Genomic DNA, 21,773 nt, shown 5'->3' with positions numbered 1-21,773 from the left:
ATAATTTTTAAACCATATAAGACATATAAGAAATTATAAGAGTATAGCTTTAATCCTTACATGCCTTATATAATTTTTGAACCATATAAGTCATATAAGAAATTATAAGAATATAGCTTAACTCCTTACATGTCTTGCATAATTTTTGAACCATATAAGAAATTATAAGAGTATAGCTTAAATGTTCTTATATGTCTTATATGGTTTAAATTTTAGCTCATTTTTCTTATATGTTCCTTATATGTCTTATATGGTTCATAATTAATTATCGATCACCTTCTCAATTCGCTTATCTGGTATAAGCCACATAACTGCCACTAAAACATAGATTGCAGCAGAAATCCATTCATGAATAAAAGCTGCTCCAATAGCAAGTGTATACAGCACAAGAGAAGCCTTCCCTTTAAAATCCGCTCCTAAAGCTTGTGATAATTTGGAATCTTTCCCATTTTTAGCGATAATTCTTGTTTGCAAAATATAGTAAGCCAACGCACACATCAACATTATAAATCCATACATCATCATAGTAACAGGGGCAAAATGATTTTCGCCCATCCAAGCTGTAACAAATGGAATTAATGATAACCAAAATAACAGGTATAAATTGGCCCATAAAACACTCCCGTCTATTCGCTCTGCTGCATGCAACATATGATGATGATTATTCCAATAAATTCCTATATAAATGAAACTCAGCACATAACTAATTACTACCGGAATAAGCGGCTTTAAAGCCATAAGATCACTTCCGTGAGGTACTTTGATCTCTAATACCATAATTGTGATGATGATAGCTATTACGCCATCGCTAAATGCTTCCAGCCGGCCTTTGGTCATATATTGATTTTAAAATAAATATTTGATGAAAGATACTTGTAAAGTTTTAGTTAACTACCTTCAAAATAACGATTTTATCGTTTTTGATCATTTGAAATAGCTATTCAATACCTTACATTAGATAATTATTCTAAAACTGTCAATAATGAATAGAAAACTTTTATACCTATTACTTTTCGTTTTTAGCACTTTCATTACAAAAAAATCCATTGCCCAGGACATGAGTTTATTTGAAAAACAAACTTTCGTCAACAAGGGAGACACATTATTATATCGGATTCTATTACCAGACAACTTCGACTCATCAAAAAAATATCCGTTAGTATTATTTCTGCATGGTGCAGGAGAGCGGGGAAGTGATAATGAACAACAACTTACTCATGGAGCCAAATTATTTTTAAAAGACTCAGTAAGAAAACAATTTCCGGCAATAGTAATTTTCCCTCAATGTCCGGCAAACAACTATTGGTCTAATGTCAAGATCTCATCGGTTGCCAATAATCGTACATTTAATTTTCAGGTGGATGGAGACCCCACATTGCCACTTGCGCTAACCCAAAAAATGCTTAAAGATTACATCAAAAAAGGGAATGTAAATTCAAAAAAAGTTTACATAATGGGCCTGTCAATGGGCGGCATGGGTACATTCGAAATGCTTTGGAGAAATCCAAAATTATTTGCGGCTGCAGTTCCTATTTGTGGTGGCGCTCGTCCGGAAACAGTTACAAAATATGCCAAGAAAACAGCCGTATGGATTTTCCATGGAGCCAAAGATTCAGTGGTTCCGGTAGAATTTTCGCGCACCATGTATAAAGCATTACAAGATGCCGGATGCAAGGTTAAATACACCGAATATCCGGAAGTAAATCACAACAGTTGGGACAATGCGTTTGCAGAGCCTTCGTTATTATCTTGGTTATTTTCGTTATCAAAATAGATCCATCGTCGAACCCCAGCTATTATGAAGATTAGAAAAGGAACAAAAGCTGATTTAACAGCCATTTTAAACCTATACAAAAGAGTTGCTGAAGTTGAAGGCGGAATTGCCCGCATTTCTTCGGAGGTAAATACCGAATACATCGACTCTTTTGTTAAAAAGTCTACAGAAGATGGCGTTATTTTAGTGGTTGAACACGATAATAACCCATCGATACTTATCGGCGAAATTCATTGTTATACTCCCTCACTCAAAGTGTTTTCGCATATTTTGAGTGAACTTACCATCGTTGTGGATCCAGAATGGCAGGGAAAAGGTGTAGGAAGACATTTATTTTCGGCATTGATTGAGGATGTGGAAGAGAACCATTCAAACATACTTCGCATCGAATTATTTGCGAGGGAAAGTAATGACAAAGCCATTCGTTTTTATGAGAAATTAGGCTTTACGATTGAAGGCAAATTTGTAAATCGTGTGATGGGTGTTAATGGACTTGAGGCTGACATAGCAATGGCTTGGTTCAATCATAATTATAAACAATTATAACTGAATCTTCTACTTATGGAAATACCACCTGACAAGCAGAAAAGTCCTTTATTGACCATTTTCATAACAGTTTTTATCGATCTGTTAGGCATTGGTATTATAATTCCTATTGTCGGTCCATTATTTATTGATTCCGATATCCTCTTTATCGGTCAAACCTCTTACGAAGAGCGAACACGTTTGCTGGGCTTATTAATAGCTACCTTTTCCATTTTTCAGTTTTTCAGTGGTCCCTACTTAGGTGGATTATCAGATAAACATGGCCGAAAAAAGGTTCTTTTTTACAGCCTATTTGCTACCCTTATTGGCTATCTGGCTTTTGCAGCAGGAATACATTTCCGAAAAATCGAATTTTTATTTATTGGACGAGCCATCGCCGGTTGTGCGGCAGGCAATCTTTCCGTTATATATTCGGCCATTGCTGATTCAAGTAATGCTGAAAGTAAGGCAAAAAACTTCGGTATGATTGGGGCTGCCTTCGGATTAGGGTTTATCATCGGACCTGTTTTAGGCGGCATTCTTTCAAGTGATAAGATTGTCCATTGGTTTGATGCCAGCACTCCTATATTCTTCTCTGCTTTATTAGTAATCATTAATATCATACTGGTAATTATTCGTTTTCCTGAAACACTCAAAACTCCTAACCGGAAAGCAAAAATTAGTGTATTAGGAGGTTTTTTAAATCTTAGAAAGGTATTAAACAGTGGTAATTTAAGAGCGCTTTTTATAGTGGTCTTTTTGTTCTTTTTCGGATTTACTATGTTTACTCAATTCTTCCAGGTTTTCCTGATCAAGAAATTTGAATTTGATGAGGCCCATATCGGTTATATTTTTGGGTTTATCGGATTGTGGGGAGTCATTACGCAAGCAGGCATTTTACGGTTATTATCAAAAAAGTTCAGTCCTTATCAGCTGCTCAATTTTGCTTTAATTGTTTTTGCCTTCAGTTATTTAACTTATCTTTTGCCCCAAAGCGTTATAGGTTTATATTTATGTATTCCTTTATTCTCAATAATGCAGGGATTGAGCATGCCTAACTTTGCAGCCGTTGTATCAAATTCGGCACCGAAACATATTCAAGGTGAAACATTAGGTATGCAACAATCTATTCAATCATTAGCACAAATTATTACTCCATTAATAGGAGGATTTGTAGTTGCAAGGTCATATTATGCGCCAATGTGGTTAGGTTTTATTTTTACCACCATTGCCTGGGCTATATTTGCAATGCGAGTTAAACCAAAAAAAGAAATATGAAACACAAAATCCGACCGTCCATTGTGCTTTTAAACAATGATTCGGTTTTATTGATGAAATACATTTATGGTGGAACCGAAGTGTATGGTTTACCTGGAGGCAACCCTGAAGTTGGTGAATCATTACAACAAGCGGTTGTACGTGAGCTTAAGGAAGAATTGGGCTTAACTATTGAAATTGATGATTTACTGTTTGTGGCAGAAACCCATAGGGTGGAAAAACAGGAAGTAGTAGTTCATAATATCTTTGCCGGGAAAATAGTAGCAGGTGTTCCGGTTTTAAATGCTATCCATACTTCAGCGCTTTCGGCAGAATGGATAAATGTGGATGACCTTGATGATAAAAACCTATACCCAAATATAGGAGCTGAAATAAAGATACTTTTTGGATTTGGATCAAGTGACAGAACTACTTACCTGGGTAATATTAACCAACAATGGTTCTAAATAGATTTGAGATGTGAGATTTGAGATATGAGAAAACTACTGTTACTCTCTATCTCAAACTCATATCTTATATCTCAAATCCCATATCTCCTATCTAATCTGCTAATTCATCGTCCAAGTCACTCACATTGGAGTCTTCTTCCATTACCTGCAAAATGCTTTTTACTCTGTAAACTGTTCCGTTCTTTCGGTTCCCTAAAATAATAACAACATAATCTTCTTTAGGGTTAAACCAGAAAAGTGTACTGTAACCTTTCCACCAGCCATTATGATATACATATTTAGGGTGTTTGCTATCTACATCTCTTAAGATCATTCTAAAACCATAACCATAGTTTTTAATGCCTTTACGTTCAAAACTACGAGGTTCCCAAGCTTCCTTTATTGTCTTTTTAGAAATCAAACAGTCAGAATTAAGTCCTTTATACCATCTGAACAGATCTTCAACCGTTGAATAAATCCCTTTATCACCTATTACACTATCGTAATAATCAACACTAACCTTTCTGCGACCTTCGTATCCAAACGTTCTGTTTACGTTGATGGAATCATTTTTTGTGGTAAATAAAAATGTATTTTTCATTCCAAGCGGATCAAAAATGGCCATTTTCAGGTATTGATCGAAAGGCATTCCGGTAACTCTTTCAACAATTGAAGCTAACACCATATAATTGCTATTGTTATACGCAAATGAGCGCCCCGGTACATTATAAGGTTTTGGCCTTGATTGAGCGAACCACTTTAATATCTGGTTATTATCAGGAGGAGTTTTTACTCTTCTTACACTATCATCAAACGCATAAGCATAATAAGGCAAGCCACTGCGATGCGACAATAACATTTTAATATCAATGCCATGATAAGGAAAATCCGGAATAAACTTTTGAACACTATCATCCAATTTTAACTTCCCTCCTTCTATCAACTTTAAAACGGCAACAGCCGTAAATGTTTTTGACATGGAAGCCAACTGAAACTTAGAATCGGATTTCAGACTATCTTTTGTTTTCCCACCGAAGGAAGCAAATCCGAAAGATTTCTCGTAGATAACTACACCTTTTTGGGCCACCAGCACATTTCCATTGAAGCCCTCTTTTTTTACTTTTTTCTCAAAAATGGTATCCAACTGCCAGGCTTTTTGATCTGCATGTATGACCTTTTTAATATTGGCAATATCCTCTGTTTTAGGACTCATTTTATCTATGCAGGAACGCGTGTCTTCAACGCTTTTAACTTTTGCTTTTTTGGAATTACATGCGGAAAAACCGCCTAAAGAAATAAGTGCAACAGTAGTATAAACAATAAACTTCATCCAGATTTTTAGTTGTAACTTGGTTTAAGGAGATGCAAAAATGGAAATTTCTAGCTCATAGCAAAGACTTTTTCATCCATAAAATAAAAAAAAGTTGATGTTTTACATGCATCAACTTTTCAGTTTTTCTAATATTTAAATTATGTACTTTTTAGTTATTCATACTCACTTAAAAGCAGAATTTATGTATACTTTAAAGGTCCTTATCTATTCATCAACCTAGCGACATATTTACCAATAATGTCAAACTCAAGATTCACAGTAGTGCCTACTTTGATCGTATGAAAATTGGTATGTTCATATGTATATGGAATTATTGCTACCGAAAACTCATCGTCTTTCGAATTAACAACCGTTAAGCTAGTTCCGTTAACCGTAATTGAACCTTTCTCTACCGTAACATTTCCTACCGAAGCATCATATTTAAAGCTAAATTCCCAACTCCCATCCTTAGTATCGGCTTGCGTACAAACAGCAGTTTGATCGACATGCCCCTGAACAATATGCCCATCAAGGCGGCCATTCATCTGCATACATCGCTCTAAATTTACCTTAGTACCAACATTCCAGTTGCCCAAATTGGTTTTAGTTAACGTTTCATCAATTGCTGTAACAGTGTGCTTATTACTATCCGTTTTAACAACAGTTAAACAAACACCATTATGAGCCACACTTTGATCAATTTTCAATTCGGTTGAAATAGGTGATTCAATAGTGAAATGAATATTTGTACCTTCTTTTTCTATATTGGAAACAACGCCCAATGTTTCAATAATCCCTGTAAACACTTATTATTAAATTGAGAATTTGAAAATCTGAGAATTTGGAAAAACTATCACTCCATTTCTTCTCATTAATTACTTACCTCTTACCTCTCTGGTAAACGCTACAGTCTGCTACGCATTCTCCAGCTACTGTAACCAGATTGCTGATTGGCTTGTGCAGCAGACTTACCTCTAGCTTTTTCAAGAGCTTTCAATGCTATGACAGCAGCCAGTTCTGCTTCTGCTTCAACATATTCTTCTTCAAGCTTTCCGTTAAAGTATTTCTTCACGAAATGAGTATCAAAATTCCCTGACACAAATGCTTCATGCTTCATTACAAAACGTCCGAAGGCCAAAGTTGTTTCAATGCCAGATATGGTATAATCTTTAATTGCACGGATCATTCGGTCAATAGCTTCATTACGATCCTCGCCGTGAGTGATAAGTTTAGCAATCATTGGATCATAATAGATAGGAATTTCCATACCTTGCTCAAATCCATCATCCACACGTACTCCCGGACCTTGAGGGGTTTTATAACGTTTTAATGTCCCGATATCCGGCAAAAAATTATTATTAGGATCTTCTGCATAAACACGGAGTTCAATAGCGTGACCATTGATTTTAAGATCTTCCTGTTTAAAGCTTAACGTTTCTCCACGTGAAATTTTTATTTGCTCCTTAACCAGATCCAGGCCTGTTACCATTTCAGTTACAGGATGCTCAACCTGCAAGCGGGTATTCATTTCAAGAAAATAGAAATTTAAACTTTCATCAAGAATAAACTCTACTGTACCTGCGCCTACATAATTACATGCTTTAGCAACATCAACAGCACATTTACCCATTTTCTCTCTGATTTCCGGAGTTAAAACTGCCGAAGGTGCTTCCTCAATCACCTTTTGATGGCGACGCTGTACCGAGCATTCACGTTCAAACAAATGAACAATATTTCCATGAGTATCTCCCAATACCTGAAACTCAATATGACGAGGAGATGCAACATAACGCTCAATGAATACAGATCCATCACCAAATGCCGATTTAGCTTCACTTATTGCCCGATGCATTTGTTCTTCTAATTCCTCTGCTTTTTCAACCACACGCATACCCTTTCCACCGCCTCCTGCAGACGCTTTTATAAGAATAGGAAAACCTATTTCCTGCGCAATACGCATGGCTTCATTTTCATCTGCGATAGCTCCATCACTTCCAGGAACTAAAGGAATATTATATTTTTTTGCAGCTGCTTTTGCCGAAAGTTTATCGCCCATCATTTCCATTGATTCGGGTGATGGACCGATTAATGTAATGCCGGCCTGTTTTACTCTACGGGCAAAATCTGCATTTTCAGATAAAAAGCCATAACCAGGATGAATTGCATCAGCCCTGGTCGACAGTGCTGCATTAATAATTTTGTCTATTACTAAATATGATTGATTAGAAGCTGCCGGACCTACATGAACCGATTCATCTGCATATTGAACATGCAATGCATTTCTGTCGGCATCGGAATAAACAGCAACGGTCTTAATTCCCATTTCTCGCGCCGAACGCATAATGCGCAACGCAATCTCCCCACGATTGGCAATAAGTATTTTATTCATCAAGTACTTCAGTTAGATTGGATTTATCATAAAACATCCCCTATACATGTATTATATTTTAAAACGTTATAGGGTTTGGTCAGCTTTTTGAAGCGTTAAAATTAAACTATTTTTCCGTTTTTAAGTTCTTTTCAATTTTTATTGAGAAGCATTGGAATTGATCGTCAAAAAACAAAAGTTAAATTACCCATAAAATGAAATCTATTGCGCTTTTTGCTTTTCTTTTACTTACCACATTTACAGTTTTTAGTCAAACCGTTGAACAAGCTCAAGAAAACCTTAACACCTTAATTGAACAACGTAGTATATTATTTCAGGAGTGGAAAAAAAACAAGGATGAACGAAATGCTTTTTTTGGAGGGCAATCTAAAAACGACCTGCGTCAAATCATTGAAACACAGCAAAGGATTATTGAAATGGATAACAAAGTAATGGATGCAATTGAACGGTTAAATATGGCCAGAAGTAGTTCAATTGTTCAGAAACGTGATTCATTATCAGGTCAAACCTTTCGATTTAATAGTGAGCAAGAACGGATGAAAAATCTGATTACTCAAAAAGAAAACAAAATAAAATCACTTAATAGTGAGATCGCCTATCATGAAAGAACCGAAAACATCTATAAAATTGCTTTCTTACTAAGCCTTACAGCGTTAGTTGGTATAATTATCTTTTTTTGGTATAAAAGATAACACTGCGTGTTTAAACATTTAACTTAAAGGAATTTAAATCCAAAAGTTCTTCACAAAATATTTGCACTTTAAACTATTGTGTTATTTTTGTTTCTCTAAACAAACTATTTTTAACAAAAACTAACGTTAATTAACTTTTATGGAAAATTCAGCAGTAGGTGCAGCAGTAGGTCTATTCAGCTTAGTGTATTTAGCAATTGTTATTTTGGTAATTGCAAGTATGTGGAAAGTGTTTTCAAAAGCAGGAAAACCAGGATGGGCTTCAATCATTCCTATCTATAACATTATTGTATTATTGGAAATTACTGGTCGCCCATTATGGTGGATCGTTTTAATGCTTATCCCATTTGTGAACATCATCGTAGCTATCATTGTTATGATTGACTTGGCAAAAAGCTTTGGAAAAGGTACAGGTTTCGGCATTGGCTTAATTTTATTAGGTTTTATTTTCTTCCCTATTTTGGGTTTTGGAGATGCTACTTATCAAGGTCCTAAATCAACTGATTTACAAGGATTGTCAAACAGCAATCAATAATTATAAAAACCAAAAATCAAAAAAAGGAGACTTGAGAAAGTCTCCTTTTTTGTTTTTGGCAGTATTGTAATTTGAAACAAATTGATTACTTGTTTGTGTTTTTCGATTAGTATAGCTAACTAATATTTACTTTGATTTGTTAGAATAATTCTACTAAATTCTTAAACGTTATTTTATTTTATGGAAAATTCTTCAAGTGCAGCAGCTGGTATAGGTAGTTTAATATATTTAGCGATTCTGGTTCTGGTTATCACAAGTATGTGGAAAGTATTCACCAAGGCTGGTAAACCAGGTTGGGCTGCAATCATTCCTATTTACAACATTATCGTACTGTTAGAAATAACAGGCCGTCCATTATGGTGGATTGTCTTATTGATTATTCCGCTGGTAAATATCGTAGCGCTAATAATTATTATGATCGACTTAGCTAAAAGCTTTGGAAAAGGCACCGGCTTTGGAGTTGGTTTAGCATTTCTTGGATTTGTTTTCTTTCCGATCTTAGGATTCGGGGATGCAGTTTATCAGGGCCCTAATACTACAGATTTACAAAGCTTTCAAAAAAGATAAACCCTGAAGTTAATCAAATGTGAACCATAGGCGACAGAATCTGTCGCCTTATTTTTTTTTATAAAAAACTGAATATTAAATAATTAACAATTATAATTTTATAGTATCTTTAAAATTGATAACTAACAAATACTACTAACTTAACATCTGTTTGTTTATGGAAAATCAACCTTCAGGAATGGCAATGGGAGCTTTTGGAATTGTCTACATTGCTTTTATTGCGTTAATAATTGTAAGTATGTGGAAAGTGTTTGTAAAGGCTGGAAAACCCGGCTGGGCAGCAATTATTCCAATTTACAATCTGATTGTTTTACTCGAAATTGTTGGCAGGCCGCTTTGGTGGATTGTCGGACTGATTATTCCTTTCGTTAATTTTATTGTTCTGGTTATTCTGAGCCTTGATCTCGCAAAAAGTTTTGGCAAATCAACTGCCTTTGGAATCGGATTATTGTTTTTAGGCTTTATTTTTTATCCAATTTTAGCATTTGGTGATGCGGTTTATCAAGGACCTTCGGCTCAACAATCTAATAAATTAGTAAGCTAATATCCTTAAAATACTTTTCGCATTATTTCAGAAGATAACCAATTTAGGTTATCTTTTGTCTTTTTGGAACAAACTATTCCCAACCTCTGATAGTTCGGTTAATTTTCTTAATAGACGTAAGTTGCTTATTCTTTAAGCGTTTTTCTTTTGATGCTTTGCTTGGCTTTGTAGCTCTTCGTGGTTTTTCAATTTTCAAAGCATTTTCTAAAATATGAGCCAACTTTTCAATTACCCGATGTTTGTTCATTAATTGACTACGTTCCTCTTCAGAAGTAATCTTTATTAGCCCATCCTTCGTAATTCGACCACTTAGTTTTTGCAGCAACCGCTCTTTCTCTTCATTAGAAAACAATTGGGATTGTTCAATAGAAAAACCTACTTCCACTTTAGTTGCCACTTTATTAACATTCTGACCACCTTTTCCGCTGCTTCTAGACATCTGATAAATCAACTCTGATGCTAATACAGCCCTATCTATATTCATTTTGTTTTAGTTTTTTAATTAATAATTTAGCATTGAAACTAATGACCAAAAATAACTATATTATGGAAAACCCACCTGCTGTAAACTATCCCTCTTTTGCTGATGAAGTAAAAGCTCAAAACGAATATGCCGATTTTGGTAGTCGCATTGTTGCTTATTTAATTGATGGCCTTTTGATAAGCTTTATCTTCGGCTTTATTTTAATTGCATTAATTTTTGTCGGAGCGGTAAGTACAACCTCTTTATTTTCAAATGATCTTGAAGATAATCCCGTCGCAATATTTGCCATCCTTGGGGCTGTGTTTACGTTTATTAGTTTAGCTTTAGTTGGAACATGGCTATACAACGCAATTTTAAACTCTTCAGAAAAGCAAGGCACCTTGGGCAAACAAGCAATGAATATTAAAGTAACCGACCTTCAAGGAAACAAAATTTCTTTTTCCAGAGCAACGGGTCGCTATTTCTCTACGCTTATAACAGGCATGATTCCGTTCTTCATCGGATATTTACTTGCCTTATTTACAGATAAAAAGCAAACGTTACATGATATGATTGCCAGCACTATTGTTTTAAAGAAATAAAATTCATTACTTAGCAATCCACTCTAATCCAATATCTAAGAAGAAGAAGCGGTCCAAAAGACCGCTTTCTTTATTTAGAAGCAATTTTCTATCATTATATACTTAATTTGATTTTTATAACTTTGGGCGATTTCTTAAGAAAACAGCATGCCCAAGAATTTTATTATTGCAATTGACGGATATTCTTCGTGTGGAAAAAGTACTATCGCAAAAGCGTTAGCCAAACGTTTAAACTTTATTTATGTTGACTCAGGTGCAATGTACCGGGCAGCAACCCTATATTTCCTTCGGAATAATATTGATTGCAATAACCGCGATGCTATTATTGAGGCTCTCGAAAACATTCATGTCGAACTTCATTTAGAAGATGATTACACCCAGGTTTTATTAAACAACGAGGACGTTTCTGAAGAGATCAGACTTATGCCTGTTTCACAGAATGTAAGCAAGGTAAGTGCTATCAAAGAGGTACGTCAGGCTATGGTGAAACTTCAACAGAAAATGGGCAAAACAAAGAATATTGTAATGGACGGCAGGGATATTGGAACAACTGTATTTCCTGATGCTCAGCTGAAAGTTTTCATGACTGCAGAACCATTGATAAGAGCTGAACGACGTTATAAAGAGCTAAAAGCAAAAGGCGATGAGGTTACCGTTCGTGAGGTGCTTGATAACCTTAAAGAACGCGATTTGCTGGATACAACACGACAAGAAAGCCCCCTCAGAAAAGCAGACGACGCTGTTATTTTAGATAACTCGCACATGAACCCTGAGCAACAGCTTGAGTTTGTGGTGAATCTTTATAAGAATAAAATTTCCTAATTCTGAACAATATTTAAAGAATTGCTAACCTACCTACTTATTGATTCGTATAAGTTTAAAAAGGTTTATTAAAAAATGAAAAAGTGTTTTTCGTTAGCAGTATATTTATTCATTATTGGCCTGTTTTTAACATCATGTACACCCTTTTCGGTAGAAAATGAGTTAACCAGGTATTCATTAAAACTTATTAGAGTAGAGCAACCTGATGAAGAAATAGCGTCCAACGAATCTATTTATGCTAATTTAGGAATCAACACATTGCTACCTACCGAATCATCCTTTATCCACTTATATAAAGATGGAGTAGTATCATCGCTGAGTACCATAAAATATTCTACAGGAAAATGGAGCTATGCTAATAAAGATTCTATCTTAACAATAACAGAAACAGCTAATACAACAGTTCAAAAAACCGTATTAAAACTCGTTTCTGTAAAAAACAGCAATTTTAAATTCAAAGTATTATCAATTAATAAAATAAAACCATCCGAAAATTATTTCCTTATATATACTCAAAGCACACATTACCAGGAAGGTGCTAAAGACTTACTATCTGTAAAGGAAAATTCATGGAGATTTAAGCCTTCTAAAAAAGAAAACAACGAACAAATTAAACAGCGCGTAATCGCACAGTTAAAATATCATATTGACTATTTCGATCTGACAAAGTCAAAGGAACAATCGTATTTTGAAACTAAAATTCTTCAATCTCCATTCAACTTTTATCAACATGCGTTAGGTGTTCCGGAAAACTATCAGTTGTCGCAAGAATGGGTTAAAACTTTTTATGATCATCAGGATGCCGAGAAAGCTGCCAACATTTTAAGAAAATCAATAGATGGTGTTGATAAATTGAATGATCATGAAAGGTTTACAGACACCTATAAAGAAATAATAACTAAAATGATAGATCAATTAGCTATTTAATAGAAATATCTGCATTATTTAATGGTTAAACACCTTTCGTTTTCTGTAAACACCTACAAATCAATCCTATAATTTTTCATTTATTTTAGAGAATATGTGTATCTTTGCGGTCCGCCAAAGGGCGGAAAAAGGAGACATGAAAAAATAAATGGCTAAAAAAGACAAAGAACAAGACGTTCTGGCAGCTGAATTAAAGACTGCTAATGTTGAGGGCGTAGAGAAATCTTCTCGCCGCGAACAAATTGAATCTGAAGCAGATTCATTGTCTATTGAACAGATCAAATCATCAAGCCTGACCCAAAACACAGGTGATTTTGACTGGGATGGAAACAAAAAAGGTTTTGGAAACTACTCACAAGCTGAGCGTGAGAAATTAGAGGCTCTTTACGAAGGTACTTTAAGCTCAGTAACTAAAGGTGAGATCGTTACCGGTAAAGTGGTATTGATCAACAACAAAGATGTGGTATTAAACATCGGTTTTAAATCAGATGGTTTAGTTCCTCTATCAGAATTCCGTGATACTCCGGACTTGAAAGTAGGCGATGACGTTGACGTTTTCGTTGAAAGTCAAGAGGATAAAAACGGACAGTTAATCCTTTCTCGCAAACGCGCTAAAACCCAAAAATCTTGGGAAACTATCAATAAAGCGCTCGAAAACGACGAAATCATCAATGGTTTTGTTAAGAGCCGCACTAAAGGTGGCTTAATTGTTGATATCCAAGGTGTAGAAGCGTTCTTACCTGGTTCACAGATTGACATTAAGCCTATTCGTGATTACGATGTGTACGTTGGTAAAACAATGGAATTCAAAGTTGTTAAAATCAACCACGAATTCAAAAACGTTGTTGTATCTCACAAAGTACTTATCGAGGACGACCTTGAAAATCAAAAAATCGACATCATCTCTAAACTTGAAAAAGGTCAGGTACTTGAAGGTACTGTTAAAAACATCACCGCATTTGGTGTGTTCATCGACCTTGGTGGCGTAGATGGTTTATTACACATTACTGATATTTCATGGGGTCGTATCGATCACCCAGAAGAGGTATTGAAATTAGATCAGAAAATCAACGTAGTAGTTCTTGACTTTGATGACGATAAAAAACGTATCGCATTAGGCTTGAAACAATTACAATCTCACCCTTGGGAGTCTTTAGATACTGAATTACAAGTTGGTTCTAAAGTAAAAGGTAAGATCGTTACTGTAGCTGACTACGGAGCGTTCTTAGAAATCATCCCTGGTGTTGAAGGTTTGATCCACGTTTCAGAAATGTCATGGTCACAACACTTACGCAACCCTCAAGAATTCATGAAAGTGGGTGATGAGGTTGAAGCTGTTGTATTAACCTTAGACCGCGATGAGCGTAAAATGTCATTAGGTGTTAAACAACTTACTCCAGATCCTTGGGTAGGTGTTGCAGATAGATACCCTGTTGGCAGCAAACATAAAGCTACCGTTAAAAACATGACTAACTTCGGCGTATTTGTTGAGTTAGAAGACGGTATCGATGGTTTAGTTCACATCTCTGACCTTTCTTGGTCTAAAAAAATCAACCACCCTCACGAATTCACTAAAGTTGGTGAAACTATAGAGGTTGTTGTTTTAGAAGTAGATGCTGAAAACCGCAAATTAAGCTTAGGTCATAAACAATTAGAAGAGAACCCTTGGGATACTTTCGAAACTATCTTCACGTTAGATTCAGTTCACCAAGGAACCATCATCAAAATGGCTGATAAAGGCGCGATCGTTGCATTACCTTATGGTGTTGAAGGCTTCGCTCCTACCAAACATTTAGTTAAAGAAGATGGTAAATCTTTAGGTATTGATGACACTGCTGAATTCTTAGTAATCGAGTTCAACAAAGATTCTAAACGTATCCTTGTTTCTCACTCACGCATTTGGGAAGAAGAAAAAGCTCAAGAACGCGCTGCAGAAAGAGATACTAAGAAAAAAGAAGCCGGAGCTCAAGCTAAAGCTGTGAAAAAAGTAAAAGAATCAGTTGAGAAAACTACTTTAGGTGATCTTGATGTTCTTGCTGCTTTGAAAGAGCAAATGGAAAGCGATAACAAAAAGAAATAAGCTTAGGCTGAATTCTTTTTAGCATACGAAAGGCTGTCCCAAAAAGGACAGCCTTTTATTTTTTGAAATTCCCCAGAGGTATCGAAATGAATGCCCCCTTCCACCCTCTCTCGTGGGATTTGCTCTTCGAGTGTAATAGGTTTATCATAATAAAACTTAACGAATCAATTATTTTATACTTCTAAAAACACACAACCTCAAATTAGTAACAAATTGTATTACATCACTTTCAACTTCTTATTTAAAATTAACCCGAAACTCATAATTCGTAACACGTAATTTTTTATATCTTTGTCCAATTTAAACTCAATCAATGCTACATAAACAGTTGCTTAGCAGTCCTAAATTTGACCTTACGATAAAGCGACTTTGCTACCAGTTGATAGAAAACCACACTAATTTTTCTAATACTGCAATTATTGGCTTACAGCCAAGAGGCGTTTTTTTAGCAAATCGCATACATGAAGAACTAAAGAAAATACTTCCAAAAGCCAATATTGATTTTGGCAACCTGGATATTACTTTTTTCAGAGATGATTTCCGCAGACGTGAATCTCCGTTAGTTCCTAATTCAACCAATATTAACTTCATCATTGAGGGCAAAAAAGTGATCCTTGTTGATGATGTGCTTTATACAGGAAGAACAATTCGAGCGGGAATGGATGCCATGCTAGCTTACGGTCGCCCCCAAAAGGTAGAATTGCTGGTTTTGGTAGATCGCCGTTTTTCACGCGAAATTCCTATCGAACCGAATTATATCGGCATTCAGGTAGATTCAATTGCATCACAAAATGTACGTGTTTCATGGAAAGAGACGGACGATAACGATAAAATTGAATTAATTACTGAAGAATAATTATACGCTCTGAAAGGAGTTTCTCCATTTTTTACGAATAGAACCCGTAGCCTCAGCTTCGGAATAAAAACACCAATAGAATAAACTAAAGAAATGCAACACCTCAGCACCCGACACTTACTTGGAATTAAAGACCTAACCGAAAATGATATCCAATTAATCCTCGAGACTGCAGATTACTTTAAGGAAGTTATTAACCGTCCTATTAAAAAAGTACCTTCTTTACGTGATATTACTATTGCGAATATTTTCTTTGAGAACTCAACACGCACTAAGCTATCATTTGAACTAGCACAAAAACGACTTTCTGCAGATATTATCAATTTTGCAGCTTCGTCTTCATCAGTGAGCAAAGGAGAAACATTAATTGACACTGTAAACAATATTCTGGCAATGAAAGTGGATATGATTGTAATGCGTCATCCATATGCCGGAGCAGGAATATTCTTATCAAAACATATCAATGCACAAATTGTAAATGCAGGAGATGGAGCCCACGAACATCCAACACAAGCTCTTTTAGATGCCTTTTCTATTCGTCAGCAATATGGAGATGTTGCAGGTAAGAAAATTGTAATTGTTGGAGACATACTTCACTCACGTGTTGCACTTTCAAATATTCTCTGTTTGAAAAAATTAGGCGCGGAAGTAATGGTTTGCGGTCCAACTACCTTAATGCCCAGATACATTAAAGATCTGGGAGTAAAAGTTGAACATAACCTTGTCAAAGCCTTAAACTGGTGCGATGTGGCTAATATGCTACGCATTCAATTAGAGCGTTTTGATATCAAATATTTCCCTTCAATTCGCGAATATTCAATGATGTATGGTTTGAATAAACAACTATTAGATTCATTGGATAAAGAGATCACGATTATGCACCCGGGACCGATTAACCGAGGCGTTGAAATCACTTCAGACGTGGCCGATTCAAAACAATCGATCATATTAGAACAAGTGGAGAATGGTGTTGCAGTTCGTATGGCCGTCATGTACTTATTGGCCAGCCAAAATCCATTGGCATAATCACCTGCCATTTAATTTCATCCGCTGTTGCCCCTACACCCTGATATGTGTATTTATTTCCCACGTGTCAAAAAATCATCTTTTTAAGTGTAAAGCACTTAGGATGATTCAACAAGAGGTAAACGATTTGCTATGTAACTTTCGGCTTACACAAGTAGTTAAATATCAACAACTGTGAATAACTCTAAGCCTTTTTAAGTTCACAATTACAATAATTTTAGATTTTGAACATTCTAATTAAAAAGTTCATTCAAAATGATTAAAAAATCAGTACTATTTGCGCTATCCATATCCTTCTTTTTTACTGCTTCAACGTATGCGCAGGCGACAGCCGAGTATACGGTCAATGATACGTACCGAAAAGCATTGGAACTTTTTGACAGCCAGAAGTTCGCTTCTGCAAACGAACTTTTCAGACAGGTTTATACAGATCCTGTTTCAACCAATAATAACATTTACGACCCTAGTGCTAACAGTACTACAAAAGTAAATGCAGAATATTATGCTGCTGTTTGTGCATTGGAACTAAACAATAAGAATGCAGAAAGCGAGTTATTATCGTTCATTAAGACCTATCCTACCCATCCAAAATCAAAAACTGCCAAGTTTCAGATCGGAAGGGTGTATTTTAAAAACGAGAATTACAGTGAAGCACTAAAATGGTTTTCGGAAGTTGAAGAAATTGATTTGAATACCACTGATCAAGTTGAATATAACTTTAAAACGGCCTACTGCTATTTTATTCAAAAAGACTACAATAAAGCCCGTGCTAATTTTGCCAAAGTAAAAGATGGGAATAACAAATACAGCGAAGATGCAACGTATTACTTTGCTCATATCGCTTATATTAACAAGGATTATACAACAGCGTTAAATCATTTAAACAAGATCAAGAATTCAGCAAAATATGCTGAAATATACCAGTATTACACTGCTCAGATATTCCTGATCAATGAAAAGTATGATGATGTAATTAGCTTCACTGAGCCTATTTTAGCTAAAGGAACAACAAAATATAAATCACAATTACATAAAATTGTTGGCTCTGCTTATTTCAACAAGAAAAATTACCCAATTGCCCAACGCAATTTTGATACTTACTTAACTGATAAATCTGCTATCGCTGATCAAACTTCGCAAGATACTTATCAAATCGGGTACACGTATTATCAAAACAAAGAGTATGATAAGGCAATTACTCAATTGGAGCGCCTGATTGATACTGACGATGTTTATGCGCAATATGGCATGCTTACTTTGGGTAACAGTTTCTTAGCTAAACAAAATAAACTGAACGCTCGTGCCGCATTCCAAAGAGGTGCTAAATTAACATATCATGAGGGTGTGCGCGAGGATTGTTTGTTAAACTATGCAAAACTTGCTTATGAAACCAACTTTGCTCAACAGGGCCTTTCTGGTACACGCGAGTTTGTAAGCAAATACCCTCGTTCAAAAAATATTGATGAGGCTAAAACACTTTTAGGTGAAATTTTACTTTCTTCTAAAAACTATAAAGAAGCACTGGAAACATTAGAAAGCGTAAAGAAACGTAAAGAAAATACGGATTTGTTATACCAGAAAGTAGCTTACTACAGAGGTGTGGAAGTGTTTAACGCTCGCGATTTTGCCTATGCATCAGAGCTGTTTGAAAAATCATTAAACAACCCTGTTGATGGCAAAATTGAAATGCAATCGTTATTCTGGAAGGCAGAATCATTATTTGAATTACAGAAATACGATGATGCGATTAATACTTATGAAGATTTCTTAAGCTATCCTGGTGTTGCTGGTTTACCTATTTATAAATTCAGCTACTATAACTTAGGTTATGCCTATTTTCAGAAGGAAAATTACACTAAGGCTGCTGAATATTTTGAACGTTATGTAAACAGTAGCACTGCCGATAAGAAAATGGCAATGGACGCTATTTTACGTATTGGTGATTGTAATTTCGTTTCAAAAAGCTATGACAAAGCATTGGCTCAATACAATAAGGTAATTATTGCAGGTGCTGCAGGTGCCGATTATGCGATTTTCCAAAAAGCAATGATCCAAGGTGTTCAGAATAAGTTGAACGAAAAAATCTATTCGCTTAAATCTTTACAAGAACTCTATCCAAATTCATCCTATTTAGATGATGGCGTTTACGAAATGGCTTATGCCAATTTTGTGGCCAATAATTTTGAACAAGCAAAAAATGGCTTTAACGATTTAATTCGTCGTTTCCCTAACAGCAGTTACGTACCAAAAGCAATGTTGAATATTGGTTTGGTTTATTTTAATACCAATGACGATAATAATGCATTAGCTGCTTATAAAGCGGTTGTAGCTAAGTATCCTAATACTGCTGAGGCTAAAGAAGCCGTATTAGCAATTAAAAACATTTATGTTGATAAAGGTAACTCAGCTGAGTTCTTAGCTTATGCTAAAAACACGCCGGGAGCTGCAATCAGTGCAAGTGCACAAGATTCGATTAGTTTTGAAGCTGCAAATAACCTTTACCTAAAAGGTAAATGCGATGAAAGTATTCCTGCTTTCGGAACTTATATTGGCGAATTCGAAAATGGTTATTTCATTAATGAAGCTCATTTCTATCGTGCAGAATGCTTAATGAAGCAAAAAAGAAATGATGAAGCATTACCGGATTATCAGTACATCCTTACAAAGAGCAATAACAAATTCACTGAAAAATCACTGTACAATGCTTCTAAAATCTATTTAGATAAGAAAGATTACGAATCGGCTAAACCATACTTACTACGGTTAGAAAGTGCTGATTTCAGAGCAAACTATGGTTATGCAGTTGTTGGACTAATGCGCGTAAATAATGCAGAGGAAAATGCAGATTCAACCCTGTACTACGCTAACAAAGTCATCAATTTTGATAAAATGCCTTTGGAAGAGATTAATGCCGCGAACCTATTCTCTGCAAAAGCTTATTTGGCTAAAGGAGATACCGCAACCGCTACAAAATCGCTGGCTAATGTATCAACGTCAACTAAGTCTGTTAATGCAGCTGAAGCAAAATATTTAACTGCTTTATTACAATACACGAAAGGTCAGTATAAACAATCGCAGAAAACTTGTTTTGAAGTGATTGACAATCTTTCTAATCACGACTATTGGGTGGCCAAAAGTTTCCTTTTACTTGCCGACAACTATTACAAACAGGGAGATACATTTCAGGCAAAAAGTACATTGCAAAGTATCATCGATAATTATGAAACCGATGATGATATCATCCCAACGGCAAAAGACAAATTGGCTAAAATTAATCGCTCAAGTAAATAGTAACGAAAATGAAGTTTAATTCTAATATATATATAGTTCTTATCGGGTCGTTTTTACTGTCTGCAACCAATGGTTTTGCACAGAAAAAGCTGGAAGAAGAAATTGATGTTGTTCGTCCATATAAGCCAGTACTGGGTGATGCGATTAAAATTCGTCGCAACCCCGACTTCAACGACGACAATACGGCAAAACCAGTTCTTCAGTATACCCAATTCGACCGTCAGTTTACACAAAACGGAAACGTAAACAAAGTAAACCCTCAGGCAATTCCGTCGGAGGCCAATGCGATATTACCTTTATTCTATGCAAAATTAGGCGCAGGTAACGTGTCTGGTATTTTAGGTGAGTTTTATTTCAATAGCGCCCAATCTCCTACCGAACAATATGGTTTTTATTATCAGGCGTATTCTGCAAAAGGTGAGTTACATAACCAGAATTATTCGAAAAACAACGTGGGATTGTATGGTAAATTTATCAATGACTCATTTACCACAACTGCAACAATAAATTACCGACAGAATAATAATTATTTCTACGGATATCCAGATACGGTATCATTCAAGAAAGAAGATGTATTGCATAAGTTTAACAACTTTAATGCTGAAGTAGAACTTGCAAGCAATATCGATCCGAACAAAACCCTTTCTTACGCGGTAAAATTAGGTGGTTATGCCTTCTCTGATAACTATACTGCAAAAGAAAACAACCTTTACCTTAACGGATTATTAGGCAATGATTTCGGTACGTTTGGAGGAGCAGTGGCTGTAAACCTGGATATGAATAATTATAAAGATGCCGGACAATACAAAAATCATTTCTTCCGGGTAAATCCTTATATTACACTTAACAAAGAACGCTTACAAACTAAATTGGGTTTAAACCTGGTTGCTAATTTTGGCGACAATAGTACTTTTAAAGTGTACCCTAATTTGTATGCTGAGTTACAGGCTATTGAAAAATACCTAAGTTTATATGGAGGATTAACCGGTGACCTGCAAAAAAACTCACTTCGCGATCTTTCATCTCGCAATCCATTTTTGGGAGCCAATATTAATCTTGCCAACTCTAATGAACGTATGAAGGCTTATGGAGGTTTGAAAGGTACAATTATTACCGGTTTAGGATTTAAGTTTCAATTCGCTTACAGCAGTATCGATAGCTTAGCATTTTATACCAACAATCAACCTGCAACAAGTACAGAAAATCCATTTTATGGAAACAAGTACCATGTTATTTATGCAGGCGAGAAAAATAAGAAAACAACTATTACAGCCAATCTGGATTATGCCGCCTCTGACCGTTTACGTTTAGGTTTCGAAGCATTGTATAATACATTTGACCTTGATAATATGGCAAAACCTTGGTTGACTCCTAAATATCGTGTTGATCTGTCGGCTACTTTCCAGCCAACAAAAACACTTTCATTTACAGCCAATCTATTTAACGTAGGAGAACAGTATGCGTTGGTAGATCCGGCCATAAACTCATATAGAACGCTTAGCGGTTATACCGACTTAAACCTTGGTTTTAATTACGGGTTCCATAAAAACTTCGGTGTATTTGCTAATGCCAACAATATTTTAGGTAAAAACTACGACCTGTTTCTAAATTATCCGTCTTATGGTTTTAACTTTATTGCAGGTATCAGCGTAACCTTTTAAA

The 21,773-nt window shown here is 35.5% G+C and carries 21 protein-coding genes; 16 read left to right on the top strand and 5 right to left on the bottom strand.

Going from position 1 to position 21,773, the window contains the following annotated elements:
* Positions 1 to 261: 261 nt before the first annotated feature.
* Positions 262 to 837, bottom strand: coding sequence for a TMEM175 family protein (locus SOLCA_RS03400; RefSeq protein ID WP_014679047.1), 576 nt, complete (start codon positions 835 to 837; stop codon positions 262 to 264).
* Positions 838 to 982: 145 nt separating this feature from the next.
* Here SOLCA_RS03400 and SOLCA_RS03395 point away from each other — a divergent pair, with 145 nt between their 5' ends.
* Genes SOLCA_RS03395 through SOLCA_RS03380 form a run of 4 tightly spaced genes read left to right on the top strand, consistent with a single transcriptional unit; the run spans position 983 to position 4,023 of the window.
* Positions 983 to 1,774, top strand: a complete 792-nt coding sequence (locus tag SOLCA_RS03395) for a carboxylesterase family protein (protein ID WP_014679046.1) — start codon at positions 983 to 985, stop codon at positions 1,772 to 1,774.
* Between the two features lie 24 nt (positions 1,775 to 1,798).
* Positions 1,799 to 2,320 carry a GNAT family N-acetyltransferase gene (locus tag SOLCA_RS03390; RefSeq protein ID WP_014679045.1) on the top strand — a complete coding sequence of 174 codons (522 nt, stop codon included), beginning with the start codon at positions 1,799 to 1,801 and terminating at the stop codon, positions 2,318 to 2,320.
* Between the two features lie 15 nt (positions 2,321 to 2,335).
* Positions 2,336 to 3,577 (top strand): MFS transporter, encoded by a 1,242-nt coding sequence (locus SOLCA_RS03385; protein WP_014679044.1) that lies wholly within the window; start codon positions 2,336 to 2,338, stop codon positions 3,575 to 3,577.
* The gene (locus SOLCA_RS03380; protein ID WP_014679043.1) at positions 3,574 to 4,023 is read left to right on the top strand and encodes an NUDIX domain-containing protein; all 450 of its coding nucleotides are present in this window, start codon (positions 3,574 to 3,576) and stop codon (positions 4,021 to 4,023) included. Before SOLCA_RS03385 ends, SOLCA_RS03380 begins: the two co-directional genes overlap by 4 nt.
* A gap of 94 nt (positions 4,024 to 4,117) precedes the next feature.
* Here SOLCA_RS03380 and SOLCA_RS03375 read toward each other — a convergent pair whose 3' ends face one another.
* The 3 genes from SOLCA_RS03375 to accC all read right to left on the bottom strand — a co-directional run bounded on the left by SOLCA_RS03375 (position 4,118) and on the right by accC (position 7,706).
* The gene (locus tag SOLCA_RS03375; protein ID WP_014679042.1) at positions 4,118 to 5,335 is read right to left on the bottom strand and encodes a serine hydrolase domain-containing protein; all 1,218 of its coding nucleotides are present in this window, start codon (positions 5,333 to 5,335) and stop codon (positions 4,118 to 4,120) included.
* A gap of 203 nt (positions 5,336 to 5,538) precedes the next feature.
* Positions 5,539 to 6,123, bottom strand: a complete 585-nt coding sequence (locus tag SOLCA_RS03370) for a riboflavin synthase (RefSeq protein ID WP_014679041.1) — start codon at positions 6,121 to 6,123, stop codon at positions 5,539 to 5,541.
* Positions 6,124 to 6,221: 98 nt separating this feature from the next.
* A complete protein-coding gene (accC, locus tag SOLCA_RS03365) occupies positions 6,222 to 7,706 on the bottom strand; it encodes an acetyl-CoA carboxylase biotin carboxylase subunit (protein WP_014679040.1) in 1,485 nt (494 codons plus the stop codon).
* 194 nt (positions 7,707 to 7,900) lie between these two features.
* On the opposite strand from accC, the gene SOLCA_RS03360 reads away from it, so the two are divergent.
* The 4 genes from SOLCA_RS03360 to SOLCA_RS03345 all read left to right on the top strand — a co-directional run bounded on the left by SOLCA_RS03360 (position 7,901) and on the right by SOLCA_RS03345 (position 10,044).
* Positions 7,901 to 8,398, top strand: a complete 498-nt coding sequence (locus tag SOLCA_RS03360) for a hypothetical protein (protein WP_014679039.1) — start codon at positions 7,901 to 7,903, stop codon at positions 8,396 to 8,398.
* Between the two features lie 139 nt (positions 8,399 to 8,537).
* Positions 8,538 to 8,933 (top strand): DUF5684 domain-containing protein, encoded by a 396-nt coding sequence (locus SOLCA_RS03355; RefSeq protein ID WP_014679038.1) that lies wholly within the window; start codon positions 8,538 to 8,540, stop codon positions 8,931 to 8,933.
* 180 nt (positions 8,934 to 9,113) lie between these two features.
* Entirely contained in the window at positions 9,114 to 9,500 is a 387-nt protein-coding gene (locus SOLCA_RS03350) for a DUF5684 domain-containing protein (protein WP_014679037.1), read from the top strand.
* A 157-nt stretch (positions 9,501 to 9,657) separates the two neighbouring features.
* Positions 9,658 to 10,044 carry a DUF5684 domain-containing protein gene (locus SOLCA_RS03345; RefSeq protein ID WP_014679036.1) on the top strand — a complete coding sequence of 129 codons (387 nt, stop codon included), beginning with the start codon at positions 9,658 to 9,660 and terminating at the stop codon, positions 10,042 to 10,044.
* Between the two features lie 73 nt (positions 10,045 to 10,117).
* Here SOLCA_RS03345 and arfB read toward each other — a convergent pair whose 3' ends face one another.
* Positions 10,118 to 10,528, bottom strand: coding sequence for an alternative ribosome rescue aminoacyl-tRNA hydrolase ArfB (gene arfB, locus SOLCA_RS03340; RefSeq protein WP_014679035.1), 411 nt, complete (start codon positions 10,526 to 10,528; stop codon positions 10,118 to 10,120).
* A 41-nt stretch (positions 10,529 to 10,569) separates the two neighbouring features.
* Between arfB and SOLCA_RS03335 the strand changes: the two genes are divergently transcribed.
* From SOLCA_RS03335 to SOLCA_RS03300, 8 genes are all read left to right on the top strand, one after another.
* Positions 10,570 to 11,109, top strand: coding sequence for an RDD family protein (locus SOLCA_RS03335; protein ID WP_014679034.1), 540 nt, complete (start codon positions 10,570 to 10,572; stop codon positions 11,107 to 11,109).
* Between the two features lie 147 nt (positions 11,110 to 11,256).
* Positions 11,257 to 11,931, top strand: coding sequence for a (d)CMP kinase (gene cmk / locus SOLCA_RS03330; protein ID WP_014679033.1), 675 nt, complete (start codon positions 11,257 to 11,259; stop codon positions 11,929 to 11,931).
* Between the two features lie 75 nt (positions 11,932 to 12,006).
* Positions 12,007 to 12,858 (top strand): hypothetical protein, encoded by an 852-nt coding sequence (locus tag SOLCA_RS03325; protein WP_014679032.1) that lies wholly within the window; start codon positions 12,007 to 12,009, stop codon positions 12,856 to 12,858.
* 148 nt (positions 12,859 to 13,006) lie between these two features.
* Positions 13,007 to 14,938 carry a 30S ribosomal protein S1 gene (gene rpsA / locus SOLCA_RS03320; protein ID WP_014679031.1) on the top strand — a complete coding sequence of 644 codons (1,932 nt, stop codon included), beginning with the start codon at positions 13,007 to 13,009 and terminating at the stop codon, positions 14,936 to 14,938.
* A gap of 313 nt (positions 14,939 to 15,251) precedes the next feature.
* Positions 15,252 to 15,794, top strand: a complete 543-nt coding sequence (gene pyrR, locus SOLCA_RS03315) for a bifunctional pyr operon transcriptional regulator/uracil phosphoribosyltransferase PyrR (protein ID WP_014679030.1) — start codon at positions 15,252 to 15,254, stop codon at positions 15,792 to 15,794.
* A gap of 93 nt (positions 15,795 to 15,887) precedes the next feature.
* The gene (locus SOLCA_RS03310; protein ID WP_014679029.1) at positions 15,888 to 16,820 is read left to right on the top strand and encodes an aspartate carbamoyltransferase catalytic subunit; all 933 of its coding nucleotides are present in this window, start codon (positions 15,888 to 15,890) and stop codon (positions 16,818 to 16,820) included.
* 255 nt (positions 16,821 to 17,075) lie between these two features.
* Positions 17,076 to 20,111 carry a tetratricopeptide repeat protein gene (locus SOLCA_RS03305; RefSeq protein ID WP_014679028.1) on the top strand — a complete coding sequence of 1,012 codons (3,036 nt, stop codon included), beginning with the start codon at positions 17,076 to 17,078 and terminating at the stop codon, positions 20,109 to 20,111.
* A gap of 8 nt (positions 20,112 to 20,119) precedes the next feature.
* Complete coding sequence (locus SOLCA_RS03300; RefSeq protein ID WP_014679027.1) at positions 20,120 to 21,772, top strand: porin family protein; 1,653 nt, start codon at positions 20,120 to 20,122, stop codon at positions 21,770 to 21,772.
* Position 21,773 lies beyond the last annotated feature (1 nt).

The sequence above is a fragment of the Solitalea canadensis DSM 3403 genome (genome assembly GCF_000242635.2).
In the GTDB taxonomy this organism is placed as follows: domain Bacteria; phylum Bacteroidota; class Bacteroidia; order Sphingobacteriales; family Sphingobacteriaceae; genus Solitalea; species Solitalea canadensis.
This window is presented reverse-complemented; position numbering and strand designations above follow the sequence as displayed.